Origin of the sequence: Arthrobacter sp. G119Y2 (assembly GCF_038069765.1) — a bacterium.
Taxonomy (GTDB): Bacteria; Actinomycetota; Actinomycetes; order Actinomycetales; family Micrococcaceae; genus Arthrobacter_B.
In genome coordinates, this window is record NZ_JBBPFS010000007.1 from 46,173 (window position 1) to 70,581 (window position 24,409).

At 65.4% G+C, this 24,409-nt stretch carries 19 protein-coding genes; 8 read left to right on the top strand and 11 right to left on the bottom strand.

Features of this window, described 5'->3' with window-relative positions:
* Positions 1–33: 33 nt before the first annotated feature.
* Both WKB88_RS15050 and WKB88_RS15055 read left to right on the top strand, forming a co-directional pair.
* A complete protein-coding gene (locus WKB88_RS15050) occupies positions 34–333 on the top strand; it encodes a type II toxin-antitoxin system VapB family antitoxin (RefSeq protein ID WP_152222701.1) in 300 nt (99 codons plus the stop codon).
* Complete coding sequence (locus tag WKB88_RS15055; protein ID WP_341395368.1) at positions 326–1,018, top strand: LytR C-terminal domain-containing protein; 693 nt, start codon at positions 326–328, stop codon at positions 1,016–1,018. The genes WKB88_RS15050 and WKB88_RS15055 overlap by 8 nt, the downstream gene beginning before the upstream one ends.
* Positions 1,019–1,130: 112 nt before the next feature.
* Here the strand turns inward: WKB88_RS15055 and WKB88_RS15060 are convergent, their stop codons facing one another.
* The 3 genes from WKB88_RS15060 to WKB88_RS15070 form a co-directional block, all read right to left on the bottom strand.
* On the bottom strand, positions 1,131–2,312 hold the full coding sequence (locus WKB88_RS15060; protein WP_341395369.1) for a Gfo/Idh/MocA family protein: 1,182 nt from the start codon (positions 2,310–2,312) through the stop codon (positions 1,131–1,133).
* Between the two features lie 134 nt (positions 2,313–2,446).
* Complete coding sequence (locus WKB88_RS15065) at positions 2,447–3,556, bottom strand: Gfo/Idh/MocA family protein (RefSeq protein ID WP_341395370.1); 1,110 nt, start codon at positions 3,554–3,556, stop codon at positions 2,447–2,449.
* A complete protein-coding gene (locus WKB88_RS15070) occupies positions 3,553–4,293 on the bottom strand; it encodes a sugar phosphate isomerase/epimerase family protein (RefSeq protein WP_341395371.1) in 741 nt (246 codons plus the stop codon). The genes WKB88_RS15065 and WKB88_RS15070 overlap by 4 nt, the downstream gene beginning before the upstream one ends.
* A gap of 224 nt (positions 4,294–4,517) precedes the next feature.
* Here WKB88_RS15070 and WKB88_RS15075 point away from each other — a divergent pair, with 224 nt between their 5' ends.
* Positions 4,518–5,816 carry an ROK family transcriptional regulator gene (locus tag WKB88_RS15075; RefSeq protein WP_341395372.1) on the top strand — a complete coding sequence of 433 codons (1,299 nt, stop codon included), beginning with the start codon at positions 4,518–4,520 and terminating at the stop codon, positions 5,814–5,816.
* Between the two features lie 16 nt (positions 5,817–5,832).
* On the opposite strand, the gene WKB88_RS15080 is transcribed toward WKB88_RS15075, so the two are convergent.
* The 4 genes from WKB88_RS15080 to aceA all read right to left on the bottom strand — a co-directional run bounded on the left by WKB88_RS15080 (position 5,833) and on the right by aceA (position 11,381).
* Positions 5,833–6,549, bottom strand: a complete 717-nt coding sequence (locus tag WKB88_RS15080; protein ID WP_341395373.1) for a DsbA family oxidoreductase — start codon at positions 6,547–6,549, stop codon at positions 5,833–5,835.
* Positions 6,550–6,561: 12 nt separating this feature from the next.
* Positions 6,562–8,016, bottom strand: coding sequence for an amino acid permease (locus tag WKB88_RS15085; protein ID WP_341395374.1), 1,455 nt, complete (start codon positions 8,014–8,016; stop codon positions 6,562–6,564).
* Positions 8,017–8,299: 283 nt separating this feature from the next.
* Positions 8,300–9,931: a malate synthase A gene (gene aceB, locus WKB88_RS15090; RefSeq protein ID WP_341395375.1), complete on the bottom strand. Its 1,632-nt coding sequence runs from the start codon at positions 9,929–9,931 to the stop codon at positions 8,300–8,302.
* A gap of 136 nt (positions 9,932–10,067) precedes the next feature.
* Positions 10,068–11,381 (bottom strand): isocitrate lyase, encoded by a 1,314-nt coding sequence (gene aceA, locus WKB88_RS15095; RefSeq protein ID WP_341395376.1) that lies wholly within the window; start codon positions 11,379–11,381, stop codon positions 10,068–10,070.
* 148 nt (positions 11,382–11,529) lie between these two features.
* Here aceA and WKB88_RS15100 point away from each other — a divergent pair, with 148 nt between their 5' ends.
* Complete coding sequence (locus WKB88_RS15100) at positions 11,530–13,029, top strand: helix-turn-helix domain-containing protein (protein WP_341395377.1); 1,500 nt, start codon at positions 11,530–11,532, stop codon at positions 13,027–13,029.
* A 57-nt stretch (positions 13,030–13,086) separates the two neighbouring features.
* A complete protein-coding gene (locus tag WKB88_RS15105) occupies positions 13,087–13,983 on the top strand; it encodes a DNA-formamidopyrimidine glycosylase family protein (protein ID WP_341395378.1) in 897 nt (298 codons plus the stop codon).
* Positions 13,984–14,118: 135 nt separating this feature from the next.
* Here WKB88_RS15105 and WKB88_RS15110 read toward each other — a convergent pair whose 3' ends face one another.
* Complete coding sequence (locus WKB88_RS15110; RefSeq protein ID WP_341395379.1) at positions 14,119–18,021, bottom strand: S8 family serine peptidase; 3,903 nt, start codon at positions 18,019–18,021, stop codon at positions 14,119–14,121.
* A gap of 309 nt (positions 18,022–18,330) precedes the next feature.
* On the opposite strand from WKB88_RS15110, the gene WKB88_RS15115 reads away from it, so the two are divergent.
* On the top strand, positions 18,331–19,320 hold the full coding sequence (locus WKB88_RS15115) for a glycosyltransferase family 2 protein (protein WP_341395380.1): 990 nt from the start codon (positions 18,331–18,333) through the stop codon (positions 19,318–19,320).
* Positions 19,317–20,858 carry a polysaccharide pyruvyl transferase family protein gene (locus WKB88_RS15120; RefSeq protein WP_341395381.1) on the top strand — a complete coding sequence of 514 codons (1,542 nt, stop codon included), beginning with the start codon at positions 19,317–19,319 and terminating at the stop codon, positions 20,856–20,858. Before WKB88_RS15115 ends, WKB88_RS15120 begins: the two co-directional genes overlap by 4 nt.
* A gap of 266 nt (positions 20,859–21,124) precedes the next feature.
* On the opposite strand, the gene WKB88_RS15125 is transcribed toward WKB88_RS15120, so the two are convergent.
* From WKB88_RS15125 to WKB88_RS15135, 3 genes are all read right to left on the bottom strand, one after another.
* Positions 21,125–21,970 (bottom strand): hydroxymethylpyrimidine/phosphomethylpyrimidine kinase, encoded by an 846-nt coding sequence (locus WKB88_RS15125; protein ID WP_341395382.1) that lies wholly within the window; start codon positions 21,968–21,970, stop codon positions 21,125–21,127.
* Positions 21,971–22,071: 101 nt separating this feature from the next.
* Positions 22,072–22,533: a hypothetical protein gene (locus tag WKB88_RS15130; protein ID WP_341395383.1), complete on the bottom strand. Its 462-nt coding sequence runs from the start codon at positions 22,531–22,533 to the stop codon at positions 22,072–22,074.
* A complete protein-coding gene (locus WKB88_RS15135; RefSeq protein ID WP_341395384.1) occupies positions 22,526–23,212 on the bottom strand; it encodes a TetR/AcrR family transcriptional regulator in 687 nt (228 codons plus the stop codon). The genes WKB88_RS15130 and WKB88_RS15135 overlap by 8 nt, the downstream gene beginning before the upstream one ends.
* A 249-nt stretch (positions 23,213–23,461) precedes the next feature.
* Here WKB88_RS15135 and WKB88_RS15140 point away from each other — a divergent pair, with 249 nt between their 5' ends.
* Positions 23,462–24,202: a queuosine precursor transporter gene (locus WKB88_RS15140; protein ID WP_341395385.1), complete on the top strand. Its 741-nt coding sequence runs from the start codon at positions 23,462–23,464 to the stop codon at positions 24,200–24,202.
* The last annotated feature ends 207 nt before the right edge of the window (positions 24,203–24,409 follow it).

A 24,409-nucleotide genomic window follows, 5' to 3' on the forward strand; every position in this document is an offset into this window, starting at 1 on the left:
TCAAAGCCTGCACTTCTTCTTTAGTCTGTATTAGTGATCTTCAAAGCTGTTGGCGACGGACGCCCCTACCCTGACCATGGATACGTGACACCCAAGGATTGGGCAGCGGTACCTCCCCGGCAGGTGCGGCTCGATGAGCTGGTAACCACCAAGAGCACCCTCGATCTGGGGGCGCTGCTTGCTGAGGACTCCACTTTCTTCGGAGATCTTTTCCCGCACGTCGTGTTATGGAGGGACACCATGTATTTGGAAGACGGACTGCACCGCGCCGTTCGGACCGCGCTGCACCAGCGGACCATCCTGCATGCACGCGTCCTCGTCATCGATGACTGACAAGACCTCCGGGGCGCCGCACCGGGACCGGACGGCGAAAGCCGACCCCACCGAGTGGCACGGACACCGGATTGTCACTGAAGATGATCTGGGAGCCGTTTTTGATCCCGAAGCTGATGAGGCCCAGCGGGTGCGTCTGGCCCGGCGGCGGCGCCTGCGGCACCGGATTGTCATCGGTGTCCTGGTGTTTGTTCTGCTGCTCGCGGCAATCTTTGCCCAGGCGGTCCTGCGCGGTTGGATAGTGCTGTCCGAGCCGGAGGCGGCACCGACGGCGTCCGCCGAGTGCCCTGCGGGACCGTTCACCTATCAGTCGCCGGACACCGTGACCGTGAACGTCTTCAATACGACGCCGACGCCGGGCCTGGCCACCCAGGTGTCCGATGCGCTAACCGAGCGCGGGTTTGTCCGCGGAACCGTCGGCAACAGCACGGTCAACCGCGCAGGCATGAGCGCCATCATCATCTCCGGCCCGGAGGGCGAAGCAGCGGCGTTCACGCTGCAGCAGCAGATCCCCGGAACCCAGTACGTCCAGGACGACCGGGAGGGCTCCGCCGTAGACGTTGTCCTGGGCTCCGGCTACACCACCCTGGTGCCGCCGGAGAATGTTGCGGCCACCGCCACCGGCCCGATGAGCTGCCCCTGGATGACTGAAACGCCGCCGCCAGCCCCGGCACCCGCAGGCTGACCTGCCGCGGGCCGGGGTGCCTGCCGGTGCCGGGCTGACCTGCCGCGGGCCGGGGTGCCCGCCGGTGTGCGGATCCGGATGAGCTCCGGACACGGCGCCTTCTGGTGCAGCCCTAAACGTCGTCGACGGGAACCAGAACGCTCCGGGCGGCAGCACTTTCTTCCACAGCCGCGAGCACGCGCTGCACAGCCAGGCCGTCCTCAAACGAGGGTGACGGTGTCCGTCCGTACCTGATGCAGGCCAGGAAATCGGCAACCTCATGCACAAAGCTGTGTTCCCAGCCCAGGACGTGCCCCTGCGGCCACCAGGACGACAGGTAGGGGTGTTCCGGTTCGGTGGCGAGAATCCGGGTGAAACCCTGACGGCGGACGGGCAGGGTTCCGTCGAAGAACTGCAGTTCGTTGAGGTTCTCCAGGTCAAAGGACAGGCTGCCCAGATCCCCGAACACCTCGATCTGAAGGGAATTCTTGCGGCCCAGGGCCATTCGGGAAACCTCCACGCTGGCCACGGCTCCGCCGGCCAGATCCAGGGTGGCCCAGGCTGCGTCGTCAACAGTTACCGGCAGCGTCCTTGCCGGTTCCCCCGCCGCGGCTCCCGCAGCCTCGGCTTCGGGCCGTTCGGTGACGTAGGTGTGCAGCCGTCCGGACACGCCGATGATGCGGTCCTGAAGCAGGAAGCGGATCTGGTCCACCAGATGCGAGGCGATGTCCCCGAGCGCCCCCGAGCCGGCGCGCTCCTTGTCCAGCCGCCAGGTCATGGGCGATTCGGCGTCGGCGAGCCAGTCCTGCAGATAGGCGCTGCGGACGGAGCGGATGGAGCCGAGCCGCCCTTCGGCGATGAGTTCCCGGGCCAGGGCCAGTGCCGGAACCCTCCGGTAGTTGAACCCCACCATGGAGGTGATGCCGCGTTCTGCGGCGCGGCGTGCGGCGTCGGCCATGGCTTCCGCCTCGGCCACGGTGTTGGCCAGCGGCTTCTCCACCAGGACATGCTTGCCGGCGTCCAGGGCAGCGATCGCCATTTCGGCATGCAGGTAGCCGGGGGAGCAGATGTCGACGACGTCGATGTCATCCCGGGTGAGCACGTCCCGCCAGTTGGTGGTGGATTCCTGCCACCCGTACCGCTCCGCGGCCGCCGCAGCCTGTTCCGCATCCCTGCCGACCAGCAGCTTCTGTTCGTAGGCCGGAGTGTCAAAAAGCGCCCGCGCGTTACGCCACGCCTGTGAGTGCGCCTTGCCCATAAAGGCATAGCCGATGACGGCGACCCCCAGCGGGCGGTCGGAGGAGGGGAGAGGCATGCGGGACATCCCTTGAACTGGTTGGAAGAAGCGGGTCTGGTTTGGTGGAAGGCTGCGGCGCTGCCGGGCTGCGTGATTCCGGGCTGCCGTGCTGCCAGCCGGAAGGCGGCCGGCAGCCCGGAATCAGGCCCGGCTCAGGCGAGCGTCAGGGCCGTCGGATCCCAGTCCTCGGGCAGGGCCGGTACCCGGGCGGCGGAGCTCTCCACCGTCACGAAGCTTCCGGTTTCCACTGACTCCGAGATTGCGGCCATGGCGTCCAGCACGTGGTAGGCCAGCTCGCCCTGCGCCCGGTGCGGGCGCCCTTCGCGGATGGCCCGCGCCATGTCCAGCACTCCCGTGCCGCGCGTGCCGGGAACTGACGGCGCGGGGATGGTCGTCCAATCGGTCGAGCCCGTGGCACAGATGCGGATATCGCCGTCGAACATGTTGGGGTCCGGAAACGCGATGGTGGCCTCGCTGCCCGTGATCTCGACAAAGCCCGGCCGCGGGTAGGGCGACTCAAAGCTGAAGATGCTCTGCGAGGAGGCGCCCCCCTCAAACTGTGCAATCGCACTGACGTGGGTGGGTACCGTGACGGCGAATTCCTCGCCGGCGCGCGGGCCGGAGCCGATGGTGCGGACTTCCTTGGCGCGGGATCCAAAGGCTCCGACCTTGCGGATGGAACCGAAGGTCTGCACCAGGGCAGTGAGGTAGTAGGGGCCAATGTCGAAGAGCGGACCGGCACCCTCCTGGAAGAGGAAGGCGGGGTTCGGGTGCCACGATTCGGGCCCCGGGGACTGCATCAGCGTGAGGGCGGTCAACGGAGTTCCGATGTCGCCGCGTTCGATCATGCGGCGCGCGGTCTGCAGGCCCGACCCCAGGAACGTGTCCGGAGCGCAGCCCAGCCGCAGCCCGGCGGCATCTGCGGTCTTCAGCAGCCCGAGCCCGGATTCGCGGTCCAGCGAGAACGGTTTTTCGCTCCAGACATGCTTGCCGGCATTGACCGCGGCGGTGGCGATTTCCACATGCGCTGCGGGAATGGTGAGGTTGACGATGATCTCGACGTCGGGGTGGTTCAGGGCGGCGTCGACGCCGCCGGACTCGGCGATGCCAAACTCCGCCGCACGTGCGGCGGCCACCTCCTCGAACAGGTCCGCCACGATGTGCACCTTCACATCGGGGAAGGACGTGAGGTTCGTGAGGTATTCCTTGCTGATGACTCCGGCGCCGATGATTCCGACGCCGACAGGTCCCTGCTTGCTCATGCTGCCGGCCTTCCCGCGGTGAGGTAGTTGAAGCTCGCCTGAACGGCGTCCATCATGTTTCCGGCGTAGTCATCGAGTTCGACGACGCCGGTCTCCAGTGCCGCTGCTGCGGCTATAACGTCCCAGACGGGCATGACGCCGTCGCCCACCGGCAGCTGCGCCGCGGGGTCGGACGTTACCGGGCCGTCCTTGATGTGGATAAACCGGACCCGGTCGCCGAGGCGGGCCAGCAGGGCTGCGGCGTCCTGCCCGCCCACTGCGGCCCAGTAGGTGTCCACTTCCAAAACCACTTCGGGGTCCAGGTGCGCGGCGAGGACCTCCAATCCGGTGCGGCCGTCCGGAAGGGTTTCGAGTTCCCACCAGTGGTTGTGGTAACCCACCTTCACCCCGTAGCCGGCACCCTTGGCGGCGGCGTCGTTGAGGGCCGCAGCGGTGGCGGCTATGTCCTCCTCGGTTTTCCACCGGTCCTCGGGGACATGCGGGTCAATCACGGTGCCGATTCCGAGCATCTTGGCCGCGGCGAAGATGGCGTCCTGGTCGCTGCGGAGCAGCGGGGCGTGGCCAGAGGGGGCGCTCAACCCGTTCTCGTCCAGGGCCGCGGCGAGCTCTTTGGGGTTTTCGTGGAAGTTGTACGGTTCCACCTGCTGAAAACCTACAGCGGCCAACGCCTTGAGCGTTCCGGGGAAGTCCGCCTCCAGTTCTCGGCGGACGGTGTACAGCTGAAGGGAAAGTCTCACTCTGCGCTCCTCGGAAAAGTGCTGGCCTGATCTGGTGAATCGACTGCTGATGCAAAGGTGTCTTTCGCGGCAACGGTGCCGGGCGGAACCTGGCCGCACGCCATCAATGTGACGTGCAACACCTTCAACCTAGGGAGACTTATGCCGACAGTCAAGCAAAAGTTGAACCACTCGTTAAACTTCTGCCGGATGACTTTCATATGGGGGCGTGCTATTCGTTGGTCATGACATATACACAGGCCCCGGCCGTTGCCGGCAGCGCACTCGCCGGCAGGGACGGAACCGCCGGCAGGAGCGTGGCCAACGGCAGGAGCGGGATCACCGGGGGAGGATCTGCCGGCGCCGGGGCTCCGCCGGTCGGAAACCCGGCGGGGGATATGTTCCAGCTGCTGCGCGACGGGCATGCCCGCACACGGTCCGAGCTTGCGGCAGCAACCGGACTGGCGCGGTCAACGGTGGCAGCACGGGTGGACCTGCTTCTTGCCTCGGGACTGGTGGGCCCGGCCGGCGAAGCGGTGTCCTCCGGCGGCCGGCCGCCGTCGCGCGTTGCCTTCAATCCCGACGCGAAGATGGTCCTGGCAGTGGATGTGGGCGCCACCCATATCCGGGCAGCCGGGACAAACCTGGTGGGAACCGAGTTTTTCCGGTCCGCGGCGGCCATGCCGGTGTCGGCGGGTCCCGAAGCCATTCTGGACTGGGTGGTTGCGGCAGGGCGGGACATGCTCGCCGCTGCCGCCCGCCCGGAAGCGGATTTGGCCGGAGTCGGCATCGGGCTGCCCGGACCCGTGGAGCATCTCAGCGGACGTCCGGTGAAGCCGCCCATCATGCCCGGCTGGGACGGGTTCGACGTCGTCGGCTACATTCAGCGCAGCCTCCGGGTTCCGGTGCTGGTGGACAACGACGTCAACATTATGGCGCTGGGCGAGCGTGCGGCGTACTGGCCGGGCCACGACGATCTGCTGTTCATCAAGGTGGCTACCGGCGTCGGTGCCGGCCTGATCAGCAGCGGCCAGCTGCAGCGCGGCGCCAACGGAACCGCGGGGGACCTGGGGCACGTGCGGGTGGCGCGGGGCGACGGCATGGTGTGCCGCTGCGGCAACACCGGTTGCCTGGAAGCGCTCGCCTCGGGGCCGGCGCTGGCCCGGGCCCTGCGGGAGTCAGGCCTGGCGGCGGAAACAGGCGACGATGTCCTGGAGCTGGCCCGGCACGGGGAGCTGCAGGCCATCCGTGCGCTGCGCCAGGCCGGACGCGATGTGGGGGACGTGCTGGCCACCTGCGTGAACCTGCTCAATCCCTCGGTGATCGTGATCGGCGGGGGAATGGCTGCCGCCGGCGAGCAGCTGCTCGCCGGCGTGAAAGAAGTGATTTACTCACGCTCGCTGCCGCTGGCCACCTCCAGCCTGCAGGTGGTGGCCTCTGCGGCCGGAGACCGCGCCGCACTGCTCGGCGCAAGCCTGATGGTGACCGAACATCTGCTCTCGCCCGAGGGCGTGGAGCGGGAGCTGGCCGCGGCAGCCGGGTAGGTTCGAAAGCTGGCTGCTAGCAGCCGTCCGGTCCGCAGGCGGGGCCGTCTGCCGATCCTGAAGCCGGAGGCGTGACCATCTGCAGCGGACGCGATTCCTCCCAGGCAGTTTCCAGCGCCTGGGTGAACAGTTCCGGGGGCTGGGCGCCGGAGATGCCGTACTTGCGGTCGATCACGAAGAACGGCACCCCGCTGACGCCGAGCTGCCCGGCTTCAGCAATGTCCGCGTTGACCTCTTCCGTGAACTCGCCGCCGGCCAGCATTGCCTGCACCCGGGCCGGAGCCACTCCGGCACGGGCGCCGATCTCGGCGAGGACTTCCGGGCTGCCGATGTCGCGGCCCTGCTCAAAGTGGGCCGACAGCAGCGCTTCCTTGACGGCGTCGGCCGCCGCGGGGCCTGCTTCGGTGCGGGCCAGATGGATCAGCCGGTGCGCGGAGAAGCTGTTCGCCACCACCAGGGAATCGAAGTCATAGTTCAGGCCGACTCCCGCCGCCTGGGCCGTGACCTGTTCCAGCATGCCGGCCAGCTGCACCGGTTCGATACCCTTGCGCTCGCTCAGGTACTGCACCTCGGTGCCGTCGTAATGCTCGGGCAGGGACGGGTCCAGCTGGTAGCTGCGCCACGAGACCTCCACGTCGTCACGGTGCTCAAAACCGGCGAGTGCGGCTTCGAAACGGCGCTTTCCGATGTAGCACCAGGGGCAGGCAATGTCAGACCAGATTTCAACCTTCATGCCGGGTGCAACCTAGGAAACCACTCCGGCATTCCCGCTGCTGCGCGGAGCATCTTCGGCGTTGACCCACTCGATGCCCGTCTCGTCGACCAGCTCGGCGCGCATCCGGCCGTCACCGCGCACCCACAGCCGGTAGGCGACAAAGAGCAGCCCGATCCAGACGACGCCCACAATCAGGGCCACCCGGGTATCCGGCATAACGCCCAGCAGCACCACAATAAACACCATGAAGGCCAGTGCCGCGTAGGACGCGACCGGCCAGAACGGCACGCCGAACTCCGACGCCGGTAGCCCCCGGCGCTTCATCTCGCGCTTCATGGCGATGTGCGAAAGCAGGATCATCAGCCACACCCACACGGTTGCGAAGGTGGCGATCGAGGCGATGATCTTGAACAGGTCCTCGGGCAGTAGGGCGTTGAGGACCACGCCGGCGAGCAGCACCGCGGCCATGGTGGCCACCGTCATCCACGGCACGCCGTGCCGGGAAATTTTGGCGAACGACGCCGGTGCCTGGCCCTGCCTGGCCAGTCCGTACAGCATGCGGCCGGCACCGAAAATATCGGCGTTGATGGCGGAGAGTGCCGCGGTGATCACCACGGCATTGAGGATATGCGCTGCCGCGGGGATGCCCAGGGAATCGAAAATCTGCACAAACGGGCTGGTGGCGCCGTCGATGTCCTGCCACGGGAAGATCATCATCAGCACGGCCAGGGCGCAGACGTAGAAGAGCAGGATGCGCACCGGCACGGTGTTGACCGCGGCGGGGATGGCCTTTTTGGGGTTGTCCGCCTCGCCGGCGGTGATGCCGACCGTTTCGATGCCGCCGAAGGCGAACATCACGATGGCGAAGGACGCCAGCAGGCCCCAGAATCCGTTGGCGAAGAAGCCGCCGGAACCGAGCATGGTCTCCAGCCCGGGGTTTGCCGTGTCCGGCAGTCCGAAGCCGAACACCACGATGGCCGCGCCGCCGACGATCATCGCCAGGATGGCCGTGACCTTGATGATGGAGAGCCAGAATTCCGTCTCTCCGAAAACCTTCACCCGCATCAGGTTCAGCGCCGAGATCAGCAGGACCGCGGCAAGGATCCAGATCCAGCGCGGGACGTCGGGGAACCAGAAGCCCATGTAGATTCCCAGTGCGGTGACGTCGGCGATGGCCACAATGGCCATTTCAAAGGCGAAGGTCCAGCCGGTGATGAAGCCTGCGAACGGGCCGAGGTAACGGCTGGCGTACTGGCCGAAGGACCCTGACACCGGATGCCGGACAGCCATTTCGCCGAGTGCCCGCATGACCAGGAACACGGCTGCGCCGCCGATGATGTAGGCCAGCAGGACGGCCGGGCCGGCCGACTGGATCGCTGACGCGGAACCGTAAAAGAGGCCGGTGCCGATCGCGGAACCAAGCGCCATGAACCGGATATGCCGGATATTCAGACCACGGGCCAAGGCCTGGGTAAAGGAGGACATTGAAGCAAACACACCTTGGGATTGGGGAGGTACGCCCAAACTAGGGGCCTATCCATGGTACGCCGGTGCGGGAGGGGCTGCCGTTCGCGGGGTCACGGCGGGCCCTGCGGGGGTGGCGACGGCGGGCTCCGGTAACTTCAACAGGGCGTCGGAAACTTCAATAGGTCCCGGACAGCAGCAGGGTCCGGAGCCGCACCCGGCTCCGGACCCTGCTGGTATTTCTGTGCTGGTATTTCTTTGCTGCGTTGTCCTCGCTGCGCTAACCGGAGCGCAGCTGCCGCCGCTAGACCGCAGCGAGCTCCTGCGCTTCATGCAGGAACCGTGCGTAGGCCGGCACCGTCAGGAAGGTCGGGAAGTGCTCGCCGCAGGCCACTTCCTCGAAGAGCTCCCGGGCGTCGTCGAAGCGGTCGCCGTCAAACCGCTGCAGGGCCTCGAATTCCTCGTCCACGAGTTCCTCCACCCACTGGTGCGTGATGATCTCGCCCTCGTCGGTGACGGCTGAGGCATGGATCCACTGCCAGATCTGTGAGCGGGAGATTTCGGCGGTGGCGGCATCCTCCATCAGGTTGTTGATCGCGGCCGCTCCGTTGCCGCGCAGCCAGGACTCGATGTAGCGGATGCCCACCTCGATGTTGCTGCGGATCCCGGTTTCGGTGATGACCCCGGGGGTTCCCGCGATGTCCAGCAGCGACTTGGCATTGGGAACCACGTCTTCCCGGCTGCGCCCGAGCTGGTTCGGGTTCTCGCCGAGCACGCCGTCGAACACCTCCATGGCCACCGGAACCAAATCCGGGTGGGCCACCCAGGACCCGTCAAAGCCGTCGTTCGCTTCCCGTGTCTTGTCGGCGCGCACCTTCTCCATGGCGACGTCGTTGGCTGCTGCGTCCTTGCGGTTCGGGATGAAGGCGGCCATGCCGCCGATTGCGTGGGCGCCGCGCCGGTGGCAGGCCCGGACCAGCTGCTCGGTGTAGGAGCGCATGAACGGTGCCGTCATGGTGACCAGGTTCCGGTCCGGCAGGACAAACCGGGGGCCGCGGGTACGGAAGTTCTTGATCACGGAGAAGATGTAGTCCCAGCGGCCGGCGTTCAGTCCGGCGGCGTGGTCGCGCAGTTCGTAGAGGATTTCCTCCATCTCGAAAGCGGCGGTGATGGTTTCGATCAGCACCGTCGCGCGGATGGTGCCCTGCGGGATGCCGAGCAGGTCCTGGGCCAGGACAAAGATGTCATTCCACAGCCGGGCCTCGAGGTGGTTTTCGATCTTCGGCAGGTAGAAGTAGGGGCCGCGGCCCTGTGAGATCAGGCGCTGGGCGTTGTGGAAGAAGTACAGGCCGAAGTCCACGATGCCGCCGGCAATCGGAGTGTTGTCCACCAGCATGTGCTTTTCCGGCAGGTGCCAGCCGCGGGGACGCACCACGATGGTGGGCAGGTCGGTGAGCGAGGTGCCCTGCAGCTTGTAGTCCTTGCCCTCGGGAGAGGTGAAGTCAATGCGGCGGTCCAGTGCATCGCGCAGGTTCAGCTGGCCGTTGATCACATTGGCCCACGACGGCGTGGAGGAGTCCTCCATGTCAGCCAGCCACACCTTCGCGCCGGAGTTCAGCGCGTTGATGGTCATCTTGCGGTCCACCGGACCGGTGATTTCCACACGGCGGTCTTCCAGCCCGGGCGCGGTGGGAGCTACACGCCAGGAATCGTCTTCGCGGATGCTGCGGGTTTCGGGCAGGAACGTCGGGTCGGCACCGTTGGAGATCTGCGTCCGGCGGGCCTGGCGCTGCTGCAGGAGTTCCTGCCGGCGGCTGGCCGTGGCCCGGTGCAGCGCCTTGACGAAGTCCAACGCCTGCGGGGTGAGGATTTCCTCCTGCCGCCGCACAGCGGAAGCGGTGAGGGATATACCGTTCAGGGTGATGGGGTCGTTCATGGCGTTCTCCTTCGGGGTCTTTCGAGGCTGGGGGATGGTGCTGCTGCTAAGAATCCGCCGAGATGGCAGAAAGTGCTCTTCTCAGGGCTGGTACGGGAACTTTCTGCCATCTCGCGGGATGGGTTGTGCCGGGGTGTTAGTGGAACTGGGCGGATTCGGTGGAACCGGCCAGCGCCAGGGTGCTGCCGTTCGGGTTCAGCGCGGTGGCGATGGCGTCGAAGTATCCGGTGCCGACCTCGCGCTGGTGCTTGGTGGCCGTGTAGCCGCGGGACTCGGAAGCGAATTCCTTCTCCTGCAGTTCCACATAGGCGCTCATGCCGTTGCGGGCGTAGCCGTGGGCCAGGTCGAACATCGAGTAGTTCAGGGCATGGAAGCCGGCCAGGGTGATGAACTGGAACTTGAAGCCCATGGCGCCCAGTTCGCGCTGGAACTTGGCAATGGTGTCGTCGTCCAGGTGCTTCTTCCAGTTGAACGACGGCGAGCAGTTGTAGGCCAGCATCTGGTCGGGGAACTCAGAGCGGACAGCCTCGGAGAACTTGCGGGCCAGCTCCAGGTCCGGAGTGCCGGTCTCCATCCAGATGAGGTCGGAGTACGGTGCGTAGGCCTTGGCCCGGGCGATGCAGGGTTCAATGCCGTTGCGGACCTTGTAGAAGCCTTCCGCGGTGCGGACGGGCTGTCCGTCTTCACGGAGGATGAATTCGGAGTCACGCTCGTCGACGTCGGACGTGATCAGCGTGGCTGCCTCGGCGTCGGTGCGGGCAATAACGACGGTGGGCGTGCCGGCGACGTCGGCCGCGAGACGGGCGGCGTTCAGGGTGCGGACGTGCTGTGCGGTGGGGATGAGTACCTTGCCGCCCAGGTGGCCGCACTTTTTCTCCGACGCGAGCTGGTCTTCCCAATGAACACCGGCGGCACCGGCCTGGATCATGGACTTCATTAGCTCGTAGGCATTCAGCGGCCCGCCAAAGCCGGCTTCGGCGTCGGCGACGATCGGCACCAAGTAGTCATCAACGCTCTGGATGCCTTCGGCGAATTCGATCTGGTCGGCGCGCATCAGGGCGTTGTTGATGCGGCGCACCACGGTGGGAACCGAGTTGGCCGGGTAAAGGGACTGGTCAGGGTAGGTGTGGCCGGAGTTGTTGGCGTCGGCTGCCACCTGCCAGCCGGAGAGGTAAATGGCCTTCAGCCCGGCCTTGACCTGCTGCACGGCCTGGTTTCCGGTCAGCGCGCCAAGGGCGTTGGTGTAACCGTCGTCGCCGGCGTTGCGCACCTGGTCCCACAGCTTTTCAGCACCGCGGCGGGCCAGCGTGTGCTCCTCGGAGACCCGTCCGCGGAGGCGAACGACGTCGTCGGCCGTGTAGTCGCGCTGGATTCCTTCCCAGCGCGGGTTGGTGGCCCAGTCGGAAGCGAGCTGCTCGGCCGTGGGGGCGGTGTTCTGGTCCTGGGTCATTCGAACGTCTCCTTGAAGGGTTTTCCTGCAACCGCCTGCCGTTTTACCGGGGCGGTTCTTGCTGTGAAACCAACACTGCGGCAAGAACAACCCCCTTTCCAGAGGTTTCCTCTGGCAAGAAACGCACTTCTTCGCATAATCTAAAAATGTGACTGACACAACATGGCACCGGCCCGCTCCGGCACCCCGAAAACCCGTCCCGGGCTCCGACGTCGAGCGGACCGTGGACGTGATCAGCATGGGCCGCCGCATCCGGCACCTGCGCAAAACCAAGGGAATGACGCTGGATGATCTCGGTGCCGCGGTGGGCACGGTGGCCTCCCAGTTGTCACTGATCGAAAACGGCAAGCGTGAGCCCAAGCTGGGCATGATGCAGTCGCTGGCCGCCGCGCTGGACGTGAGCATCGACCAGCTGCTGGGGTCGGAGCCGCCCAGCCGGCGTGCAGCGCTGGAGATCGAGCTCGAGCGGGCCCAGCGCGGACCGCTGTACGCGTCCCTTGGGCTGCCCACGGTTCGGATCAGCTCCCGGCTGCCCACTGACGTGCTCGAATCCCTGGTGGGGCTGCAGTCGGAGCTGGAGCGCCGGCTGAACGAGCAGGTGGCCACCCCCGAAGAGGCCCGCAGGGCCAACGGTGAACTGCGGAAAATGATGCGCGAACGCGACAATTACTTTCCGGAATACGAGGAGGCCGCGCAGCAGGTGCTGGACTCCGTGGGCCATACCTCCGGGCCCCTCTCGCAGCACGTGATCGCCGATATCGCGGCCCACCTGGGCTTTGCCCTGCATCATGTTGCCGACCTGCCGCACTCCACGCGGTCCGTGACCGACCTGAAGAACCGGCGGATCTACCTCACCCAGTCCCAGCGCTCGGACCACGATCCGCGGTCGGTGCTGCTGCAGGCGCTGGGCCACTATGTTTTGGGCCATCAGACGCCGCGCAGCTACGGGGAGTTCCTGAGCCAGCGGGTGGCGACCAACTACTTTGCCGCAGCGCTGCTGCTGCCGCAGAACGCCACCGTCGAGTTCCTGCAGCGGGCCAAGGCAGCCAAGGAGATTGCGGTGGAGGACATCCGCGACGCCTTTGCGGTGTCCTACGAGACGGCCGCCCACCGGTTTACCAATCTGGCCACCCGCCATCTGGGCATCCCCACCCATTTCCAGAAGGTCCACGAGTCCGGCATTGTCTACAAGGCCTATGAGAACGACGGCGTGACGTTTCCGGCCGACCACACCGGCGCCATTGAGGGCCAGCCGATCTGCCGGTACTGGACGTCGCGGGAAGTGTTTGCGGTGCCGGACAAGTTCAGCGCCTTCAACCAGTACACGGACACTCCGGCCGGCACCTATTGGTGCACCGCCCGCACTGAGCGGAGTTCCGGCGGCCTGTTTTCGCTCAGCATCGGCGTGCCGTACGCCCATGTGAAGTGGTTCCGCGGGCGTGACACCACTGCCCGATCCAAGTCCCGCTGCCCGGACCCGGACTGCTGCCGCACGCCTCCCGGCGAGCTGGCTTCGGAATGGTCCGGATTCGCCTGGCCCAGCGCCCGGGCGCACTCGCACCTGCTGGCAGCCCTGCCGCCGGGGGCGTTCCCCGGGGTGGATGAGACCGAGGTGTATTCGTTCCTGCAGTCACATTCCGGGGACTGACCCGGGGGACTGAATCCGGGGACTGACCGAACTCCGGCCAACCGTTAGGGTAGGTCCATGCCAGAGATGCCCGAAGTGCAGGGTCTCGTCGACTTCCTGCGGGAAAAGCTCCTACCGTCCGGCGCTCCGCCGGCTGTCATCTCCGAGGTGGAGGTGTTGTCCTTCGCTGTCCTGAAGACCGCGGACGTGCCGCTGGATGCGCTGCAGTCCGCGCCGGTGTCCGCCGTCGAACGCCGCGGCAAGTTCATTGTCCTCAGTGCCGGCGGGGTGCACCTGGTGATGCATCTGGCCAAGGCAGGCTGGCTGCGGTGGTCCGAAGCGCTGAAACCGGGGCGGCTGCGCCCCGGCAAAGGGCGGATGGCGCTGCGGGTGCGGTTCGCTCCGCGGGAGGGTCCGGACAAAGCAGGGGATGAACCGGGGTTCGACCTCACGGAAGCCGGCACGAAGAAGGCGCTCGCGGTTTATCTGGTGCGGGATCCCTCCGATGTTCCGGGGATCGCCCGGCTGGGGCCGGAGGCGTTCGACGTCGACTTTGACACCTTCGCGGCCCTGGTCGCCGCACACCGGGGCCAGATTAAGGGCCTGCTGCGGGACCAGTCGGTGATTGCCGGGATCGGCAACGCCTACAGCGACGAAATCCTGCACGCCGCCCACCTGTCGCCGTTCGCCACCGCCGCAAAACTGAAACCTGAAGAAGTCTCGCGGCTCTACCAGGCGCTGCGGGCCGTTCTCGAGTCCGCGAACGCCAACGCGGCCGGCCGGCCGGCGGCCGAGCTGAAGGACTCCAAGCGGCGGGCCATGCGGGTTCATGCCCGCACGGGAGAGCCCTGCCCCGTCTGCGGGGACACGGTCCGTGAAGTCTCCTTCGCCGATTCATCGCTGCAGTACTGTCCCACCTGCCAGACGGGCGGGAAACTCCTTGCGGACCGGAGGCTGTCCAGGCTCCTGAAGTAAGGATTACGGCGGGAGACGCCGCCGGTCTCCACACAGAAGAGCAGGCCACACAGAAGAGCAGGTCCCGGATTCCTCCGGGACCTGCTCTTTGCCGTGCTGGTGGTTACTGCGTTTCGGAACTAGGTCCTTTCGGAACTAGAAGGAATTGCAGCCGCCGTTGTCCTTGTTGTAGGTGTCCAGGCGGTGGATGAACGCCGCCATGGCTTCACGGGACACATTCTCGTACGGGTGGAAGCTGGCATCCGGGTAACCGGTGGAAACACCGGAATCCTTCATCCACGAGATTTCCTTGTGGAACTGGTTGTCCGCAGGAACGTCGGTGAACGATGCCGTACTCGGTGCCTGGTAACCCATGGCACCTTCAATGGAGCACTGCTCGGCGGCGAACCGGTTCATGAAGGCGGCCATTGCATCACGGGCCACCGGGGCGACCGGGCGGAACGTTCCGTCCGGGTAGCCGGTGGAGATTTCCGTTGACGCGAGCCAGGAGATTTCCTTGTAGAACTGGGCATCCGGTGCAATGTCCGTGAAGGGGGATACATCCGGTGCGTCGAATGCCGGGGAGCCGGCCAGTCGGTACAGGAATGCAGCCATGGCGTCACGGTTGACGGAACCGGCGGGGCGGTACGTGCCGTCGGGGTAACCGGTGGTCAGGTCCTCGTCAGCCATCCAGTTGATGTCATCTTCGAACATGCTGCCCGGAACGTCTTGGAAGCGCTTCGGGCCGATTTCAATCTCGGCCACCTGGTCCTTGACGCCTTCGGCGTTGTGGTGGTGCAGGAACAGCGCCTTTACCACCCCCATGCCTCGTCCATACCAGTTGACCGCCAGGCTGGCGGCGTCGGCGCTTACGAAGGTGCTGGCCGATTCGGTGCCCGGGGCGCCCTGGAACCAAATGGCCGGATCCGCGACGTTGAAGCCAATCCAGCGGGTGGAATCCACCGGAACGCTCTGGCCGCTTTCATCGACGCTGAAGGCGTTGGAGGTGGTCACCCTGTAGTCGACAATAGACAGGTTGGGGTCGGTCAGGTCCAAGCCGAGGAGCGCTACCGGGATCGGCAGGGTCAGCACGTTGGTGTCGAAGTTGTTGGTATCCACATCTCCAAGCCGGCCGTTCACCGGAAAGATGCCCATCGATTTTCCAACTTCTCCGTTGACCACCGGGTAGAGCGCGAAAACCAGCTGATCCAGCCCGGAGGCCATACTCGTGGCTGCCAGGAAATCGGCCATCCCGTCCATGTTGGTGTCCAGTTCAACGGCAACTTCGCTATTGCTGTTCAGCGACGCCCAGTTCTCCCAGGTGCTGATTCCAATAGTCAGGGTGGAGTCCTTCAGATCACCCTTGGCGGCAACGAGTGCCGGAACATTGGTGGAAGCGCCCACGTTCCGCAGGTCCAGGGAGTACAGGGACTCAAGCGCCAAACCAGTCCGGCGCTCGCTCTCTTCACCAAGTACCAGCGGGGTCACCAATGAACGGTAGGCTTCACTGTCCTTGCCCTGGTCAAGGCCACGGCCGCTGAAGGTGGTCAGCGTGGAGAATGTTGAGTGATCGGCGAAGGTGATCTTGGAGCTGGCCTTGATGTTGGCGGTCGGCTTGGGAGCGGAGTACACCGGTACCCGGAGCGTCTCGGACGTCTCGCTCATCAGCTGCAGCCGCCCGGAGGCCTCTGCAATGTACTGGCGCGCGTTGCCGCCCTGCATCTTCTCGGCTGCCGGGTCGATCGTCTTGGTCAGCGCCGCTGGATCGGCGATGCTGAGCGTTACGGGGACCTTGGCCGTGCCGTTGGCGGGAACAGAGAAGGCTGCAGTGTCAGTACTGATGACTACGCCGGGAATCTTGGTGGCGGCCAGGTATTCAGCGGTGAACGTCTGCGGGGAATCTCCCTTGTTCTCCACTGTGACTGAGCGGGTGACCTCGATCGGCTTGGCGCCGAGTTCCAGGACACCGAAGTTCACCGAAGTGAGGCGCGGGTTCTCGGAATCGTAGGCCAGGACCGAGGTCTCCAGGGCATCGAGGGCGTCAACACGTCCCGAACCAACACGGTTCGGGCCGTAGACAACGCCGTCAGCCGTCAGAAGATCATGGGTGGCCGTGTTCATGATGATCGACTTGACCTCATAAGGGTTGTAGTCGGTTGCAGCAATCACCAGGGCCGCAATGCCGGCAACATTCGGAGCCGCCATTGACGTTCCGCTCTTGATGGAAGCGCCGGTTCCGGTGCCCACCTGTGCGGACTTGATCTGCGTACCCGGAGCAGCAACGTCAGGCTTGATGACGCCGTTGGAGCCGTGGACGCCGCGCGAAGAGCTGGCGTTCAGGGTGTCCAGTGCGCCGGACTGGCCGGTCACTGTGCCCACGAGCGCGGGGGACAGCTCGAGTTCGAGCGTTCCTGCCTCGGCAGCGGAGCGCAGTTCCTCGGAGGAATCAGCCGTCAGCTGGATGCCGGGGATCAGCGCGTTGCCGCCCACGCCGGCATCAAAGCCGTTGAGGGTGGAATCGACGACGACGCCGGCGTAGCCGGCCTTCTCGGCGTTGTCCCAGCGGACCTTGGAACCGCATTCGCGGGTGCTGGAGTCATCATCCCAGGTGAGCCACACCCACTTGCCGGCATTGTCGCCGGCGTCAAGGGGAGCACATCCGTCGGAGTTGTCCCCGTCCGGGCCCATGACAACGGTGCCGGTGAGGGCGTCCGCCGGGGCGGCGGCATAGTTGAAGCTGGCCGTGTACTGGCCGGACGCGGTTCCTGCCGTGGGGGCAAGGACGTTGGCGGCGTCCAGCGTGGTCTGCGAGCCGACACTGTTGGCTACGGTCAGTGCTGTTTCAGCGCTGCCCGGCGAGCCGCCGATGTCGTAGATGTCGCCGGAGTTGCCCGAGGAAACGACAGACAGGATGCCCTGCGCGGTCAGCGCGTTGACAATGTCGTTTTCCGGGTCGTCGTAAGCGGGAAAGCTGGAACCCAGCGACATGTTGACCACCTGGGCGCGGTCGCTGAAGTCGCCGTCGCCGTTCGGGTCCAGGACGTAGTCCAGTGCCTGGCCGACAACCTCGGAGGAGCCTTCGCAGCCGAAAACGCGGACGCTGACGATCTTGGCTTTGGGAGCGGTGCCCGGGCCGATGCCCATGGCATTTACAGTGTCTGCGGTAAGGGTCGAGTAGTCGCCCCTGAACGTGGTGCCGTCGGCGTTGGTGCCGTAGCCCGCGGCGGTGCCGGCTACGTGCGAGCCGTGGCTCTGGCAGTCCAGCGGGTTCGCGTCGGGCTTCGGGATGGGGTTGTACAGCTCCGGGTCGGAGGGGTCGGCGTTGTAGTCGTCGCCCACCAGGTCCCAGCCGCCGGCAAACTTCTCCGGGTCGTAGAGACCTGAATCCGGCGCCGGCATGGAATCCGAAGCCTGCGCCTGGGCGAAGGCTTCCAGGGTGCCCGGACCGCCGAAGTCGGCGTGCGTGTAATCCAGTCCGGTGTCCAGGACGGCGATAGTGACGCCCTCACCGGTCTGGTTCCTCTGAACCCACGAATCGAGGGCGCGGACATCAATGTCCCCGCCCTTGTTTTCATGGGTCTTTGGCACGATGCCGGTGATCTTAGCTACGTCGCCGCGGGATGCCAGGGCCCTGATGGCCTCTGCATCACCGTTGATGGCAACACCGGGAATGGTGTTGGTGGTGGTGTAAAGGATGCTGGAGGAAGCCTGTGCGGCAACTTCCCCAGCCTGTGCTTCAATCGAGGCGCGGATCTGCTGCACCTCGGCCGACTTGTTCTGCGGTGCGGCAAGCCCGTCACGGACTTCCTGCGGCTGAGTCTGTTCAAAGGCGCCTTTGCCGGTGAACTGAACGAACACTGAGACCGGGCCCTGCTTTGTGGACAAGTCAGTGGAGACCTTGAGATCAGGCGTCACGCGGGCAAGGCCCTGTGCCGTCGGATCACCCTGCGTGTTCCCCTCCACGGCCGAAGCCGGGGTCCACATACTGGAGACCAAGGCCAGGCCGGCAAGTGTTGCCAGCGTGGCCCTTCCTGATCTCCGATGGTTTGGATTGTTCATACTTCTCCTTATTTAAAAGAGGATGCCGGAGCCTGGGGCCGGAATCTTTGATCCCGAATCCCACCGACCGAGACTGGGCAATGAGGTATTGACTAAAGACGAGCTGGGTAGTTCCGCGATTTTTTGGTCAGGAACAATCGGGGCGCTACCTGTACCTTTGTTCCTTCATAAACAGATGTCAACAGTAAAGACGAATCGTTTTATTGGGCAGGTGCAGCGCAGTGCGGCGGCACCTGCCGGCACGGTAATAAGGGCACCATGGACTCCCGGTATCGTGGGAACTGAAGCGGAGCCAACCCCGGGAGCCAAGTGTCAGCGCCAGTACCACCGTCCGTAGCCGTCATCGTGAGGACCAAGGACCGTCCAAAACTCCTGCAGCGAGCACTCAGGGACATCTTTGCCCAGACCTACAGCGACTTTCGGGTAGTTGTCGTCAATGACGGGGGCCGCCCCGAAGAGGTCCGCTCAGTGCTTGATCTGCTTCCGGAAGCCTCCCGGGCATTGGTCGCGGTGGTGGACCACGAGCAGAGCCGCGGAATGGAAGCAGCGTCCAACGCCGGCATCCGCAGCTGTGACTCCAAGTACATTGCCATTCATGACGACGACGACCTCTGGCACCCTGAATTTCTCCAGCGGACAGTCCACTATTTGGAAAACTGCTCCGACGCGGGGGTTGTCGTCCGGACGAACATACGCTATGAAGAAATCGTCGGGGATGAAATCCGGGAGACCGGTTCTGAACCTTTCTGGGGGGATATTCAGCAAATATCGCTCGGCGAGATGCTGCAGATTAATCGGGCCGTCCCCATTTCCTTCCTCTACCGCCGTTCCCTGCATGAGGAGCTTGGTTACTACGACGAAAGAATGGACGTCTGCGGCGATTGGGAATTCAACATCCGGGTCCTGTCTCGCCAGCCGATCGGGTTCCTCGACGGGGAACCGCTTGCGTTCTGGAGCCAGCGCCCTGCCGCCAGCGGTGCCGACGCGAACAGCATCTTTGACAAGTCGGAGGATCACCGGCGTTTTGACCGCCGTGTTCGGGACGAGTACCTGCGGCAGGACCTGGCCAAGGGCGGTCTGGGAATCCTGTTGGAAGTGAGCCGCCTGATGGAGGACCAGAAAGAGCTGCTGCTGGAGAACCAGCGGCGCATGGACGCGATGCAGGCGCAGCTCAATGATGCCATTGCGCGGTTGGAGGACACGGTTACGCACAGAACGAGTTTCAGCAGCATCCTGCGGCGGGGGAGCGCGGCAGCGTCAGCCCTCCGGGCGGCCCGGCGCGGGAAGCGCCGCGAATGACCGCCCGTCTTGCCGTCCTGGCGGACCTTGGACAGGACGTCTACCACGCAGGCGACGAGGCGATGGGGCATGCCGCTGCGGACGAACTGCGCTGCAGGGGGCTGGAAGTGCTGCTGCTTTCCCGGAACCCGGAACAGACGGAGCTGTTGTTTGGCTGCGCTGCAGCAGCAACGCTGCCCTTTCCCTGGCCGCCGGTTGAACGCGAGGCTTACCTGCAGCAGATCCGCAGCCATCTGGACGGCACGGCCGAGCTGCCTGCCGGGGATCCGGCCCGAGCCCTGATCGGCGTGCTGTCCGAGTGCGACGGCGTGGTGGTTGCCGGAGGCGGCAACCTGAACTCGCGGTACGGCTGGCTGCTGTATGAGCGGGCTGCTGTCGTGGCGGTTGCCCGGGCGCTCGGAAAACCGGTGGTCATTTCGGGTCAGACACTCGGCCCGCAGCTGACGGCTCCGGACACCATCGCGTTGGCCGGGATGCTTGAATCGGCGGAGCTGAATTCCATGCGGGAGCCGGCATCCCTGCAGCTGGCCCGCAGCCTGGGCGTGGCTGCCGTTGCCGGTTTGGACGATGCTTCCTTCCTGGCGGCTGAAGAACCGGCGATCCACGAACCGGCGATCCACAATCCGACGCTTCATGAACCCGAGCCCGTCGCACCGGCGCGAGCCCGGGCGGAGGCCCTGGCTGAAAGGTTGCCGGAAAACGGCTATGTGGCCGTGACCGTCTCACCTTCGTCCGAGGTGCCCGATGATTTCGGAGCCCGGCTCGGCGAACAGCTGGACGTCCTGTACCGGCAGACCGGATTACCGGCAGTTTTTATCCCCCATATGGGCATCGGCGCGGACCGCGGCTGGGACATCGACTCGCATGCCGGAATCGCCGCTGCCATGACCACACCGTCCCTGCAGCTGCCGGTCCTCCCGGCGCGGCAGGTTGCTGCGCTGACAGCCGGCGCCTCCCTGGTCTTCACCTCCCGCTACCACCCGGCGGTCTTCGCACTGTCAGCGGGAGTTCCCGTCCTGGGGCTGGCCACGGACACCTATAGCGGAGTCCGGCTTGCCGGGGCTATGGAAAACTGGGGTCTGGCGGACTATGTCCTGCCGCTTCCCGCGCTGCGCGAGGGACTGCTGGGCCCGGCCCTGGCAGAAATCTGGCAGCGCCGCACTGATATTTCCGCCCATTTGGCAGCGGTACTGCCGTCCCGGTCTGCCTGGAGCAGTTCCTGGTGGGACGCTGTGGCAGCCGTTTTTTCGGCGCAGCCGCCGGCACACGGGTCCGTTGCGGACCTGCCGGGGGCACCGCCGTTTGGTGCAAGCGGGCTGTGGCTGGCCGCAGCGCAGCGGTGTGCGGCAGCTTTTTATCCGCGGTCGCGGATGGAGGCACAGGCCGACGTGGAAGAGGACAGGATTCGGTCGTATACGGAACGACAGGGCCATGAACTTGCGGACCTGCAGTCCGAGCACCGGCGCCTGCTCTCCTCACGGACGGTCACGGGCGCCTTGTCCCTGCAACGGGCGTACGCACGGCTCTTTCGGCGCTAGGACACCTGAGGCTTAGCCCGGTGCGCGGCTATCCGGGACTGGCTTGCGTTCAACACGTCAACCCAGCCGCACTGCCGGCCGTACCCAGCCGGCCGGTCAGCCGCACTGCCGGCCGTACCCAGCCGGCCGGTCAGCGGCACCGCCGCACGATCAGCCGCACCGCCGCACGGTCAGCCGTACCCGCCGCACGGTCAGCGGCGGCGGGTACGGGTCCCGGACCCACGGGTCCCGGAACGAGAGGGATCCCGCAGTGGAAGGTTCCCGGACTAGAGGGCGGGGCCGTTGCCGGCGTTGCCCTGCCACAGGGCGTCGAAGGGTGTGTGCGAGGAGACCCGGTTGCGGATGCCTTCGGTGACGAAGGCCTTGGCGGTCCGGGCAGCAGCCAGCGGGGTGGCGCCCTTGGCGAGTTCCGCGGTGATCGCGGCGGCAAGAGTGCAGCCGGCGCCGCTGACGGCGACGTCGCCTACCTTGGGCGCCCGGAGCACCTCCATGGTCTCGCCGTCGTAGAACACATCCACGGCGTCATCGCCTTCAAGCCGGACTCCGCCCTTGGCGAGAACCACGGCACCGGAAGCTTCGTGGATGCGGCGGGCAGCTTCCTGGAGGTCCTCCACACTTTCAATGGCGTCCATTCCAGCCAGCGACATGGACTCGAAGTGGTTGGGGGTAACGAAGGTTGCCAGCGGAAGGATCTGTGCCTTCAGCGCCTGATCGGTGTCCAGTGCAGCGCCGGGTTCCTGGCCCTTGCAGATGAGGACCGGGTCCAGGACGATATTCGTCCACGCCTGGCTCTGGAGCGCCTTGGCTACGGTGTCAATGGTGGCAGGGGTGCCCAGCATGCCCAGCTTGACCGTCGTCAGGTCATAAGCGGTCTGGATTGCCTCAAGCTGGTCGCTGATTACCTGGGACTCGACGGGTACGAAACGGTGGTTCCAGTTGTCCTTCGGATCAAATGACACGATGCACGTCAGTGCGGCGATCCCGTAGGTTCCCAGTTCCTGGAACGTTTTCAGGTCGGCCTGGGCGCCGGCACCGCCGGTGGCTTCGGAGCCGGCGATGGTCAGGGTGATTGCCGGAGCAGGGGTTCCGGCGGAGTGTGTGTTAACAGACATGACTCCATCTTCCACCCAAAGCGTTCACCGGTGCCAGCGGAACACCGGCACACCCGGCACACCGTTTCCGGCCGCGTGAAGGCGCACCCTCTGCGGGCCGGTCAGGGATAGGCGCGCGCAAGGGGCCAAATGGCAGCCCGGCCGGCAGCCATGGACAGGCCAACAGCTGCACCCATGAGCAGCGGCACCATGGCGGACTGCACGATGAGGCCAATGATGAGCCATGCGATCAGCGTCGGCACCAGGAAGAACGCGAGGACGTGGATGCCCTGGTTCATGACCCGGCGAAGAGACCACCCGAGGATAACGGCAACGGGCAGAGCAGTGAACAGGCCGAGCCCCGCGGCATAAAAAGCGGCGACGATGACGGTCCAGACGTAGCCCCAAAAGTCCCGCGCCGTGCCCCACCCCACTACCGCTGTGGCTATGGAAGCGAGAACCAGGCAGGCAACGGCATAACCGAGGGCGGCAGCCAGCGGCCCGGGAAGCACCCGGCGGGCAGCGCTGCCGGTGTCCGTCGCGGGCAGCGGAAGTGCGACGCCGTCGTCGGCTTTGTCAGTCATCGCGTCTGGCTCCCTGGAATAGGTGGACAACATCTTCCACGATATTGCGCACCACGGGCAGGCGGGAGAGGATGACGAGCTTTGCCGTCAGGGGAGCGACACTGTGTGCGAGCCTGCGGGAACGGGTCTGTCCGGGTGAGCGGTCGTAGATCCAAAACAGGGTAATGCCCATGTGGACCAGCCACAGCAGTTCGGGCAGGTCATCCCGGATGGCCAGCGGGGGCTGCGGACGCGACACGGTGACGGCCTGCCGGAACAGCGCGATTGATTTCGCCCGCCCGACGCCGTCGTCCGCCGTGTTCCGGCGGCTCCGGCGGTCGGCAGCCGACGACGGCGACGGCGGCATTGCCAGCCGAAGGAAATGCGCCCCAAAGTCGTGATAGGGCTCCAGGATGTCCAAGTGGGCCAGCAGGATGAGCTTGAGGTGTTCGCCCAGGTTGTGTCCTTCGCGCAGCAGCGGCAGGGCACGGCTGCGGTGCTCGTCCTGAAGCTGCCGGTACAGCTCGGCCACGAGTTCATCCTTGGACCGGAAATAGTAATAGGCGTTGCCCACCGATACGCCGGCAGCTTCAGCGATGCTTCGCATGGTGGTTTTGGCGTAGCCCTGCGTGCGGAAGAGCTCGAGCGCTGAATCGATCAGTTGCCGCCTGGTCTGTTCGCTCTTGACCGTGGCGGCCATCAACACTCCTTGTGTTCAGTTGTATGCCCTCAATCTGCCCGGCACGCCCGCAAGTACATCACATTTTTGAACGTGTTCAAAAAGATGATGGTGCAGAGCGGTGGTGATCCCGCAAAGGGGCCGCGGCGGTGTTGCGCTCCGGAACGTGGCAGAATTGACGGCGGCCCTGACAGGCCGCCCGGTGCAGCGGGCACAGTGCTAATACAGCCGGAGACAGCTCAGGCGAACCACTACGAAACGGAACTCTCCATGCACACCTCCACCGGCGTCGATCCGGCGCCCGCCCCGGCCTTTGCGGCCCGTGGCAGCTCGCATTACGACATCATCCTGACGCTCATGTGCGTGGTGATTGTTATTTCCAACATCGGGGCAACCAAAGGTGTGGTGCTCGGGCCGATCTTCGGCGACTTCAGCATCGTCACCGACGGCGGCTTCTTCCTCTTTCCGCTGGCGTACATCCTCGGGGACGTCATCAGCGAGGTATACGGCTTCAAGGCCGCACGCCGGGCAATCTTCACCGGATTCGCCGTGTCCGCGGCGGCTGCCCTCAGTTTCGCCGTGATTATTGCGCTGCCCGGATTCGATGATGAGTACGGGCAGGCCAAGCAGGCGGCACTGGAACTGGCGCTGGGGCCGGTCTGGCAAATCGTGGCGGCCAGCCTGCTGGGCTTCCTGGCCGGCCAGACACTGAATTCCTGGGTGCTGGTGAAGATGAAGGAGCGGTTCCGTGAACGGGCCTTGATCGGCCGGCTCATGGCATCCACCGGTGTCGGAGAGTTCGCGGACACCCTGATTTTCTGTGCCATCGCTGCGCCCGTCATTGGCATAACCGATGCCGGCGGGTTCATTAACTACGTGATCTTCGGATTCGTTTACAAGACCCTCATCGAGTTCTTGTTTGTTCCGGTGACCGCTGTGGTTATCAAGGCCATCAAGAAGCGCGAGCCGAGTTACCAGGCCGCTGCAGCTTCTGCTCCGCCTGCCGGGTAAGGGCCCTGCGGTGGGGCGTTAGGCCTCCTGCCGCCTCTAGCGCCTTTGCCGGCTGTACCGGCTGCTGGCTGTACCGCCTGCCGGCTGTACCGGCTGCTGGCTGTACCGCCTGCTGGCTGTACGGCCTGCTGACTGTACCGTCTGCTGCGGCCTGCTGGCTGTACCGGCTGCTGCGGCCTGCTGGACGGCAGCGTTCCTGTCCGGCAG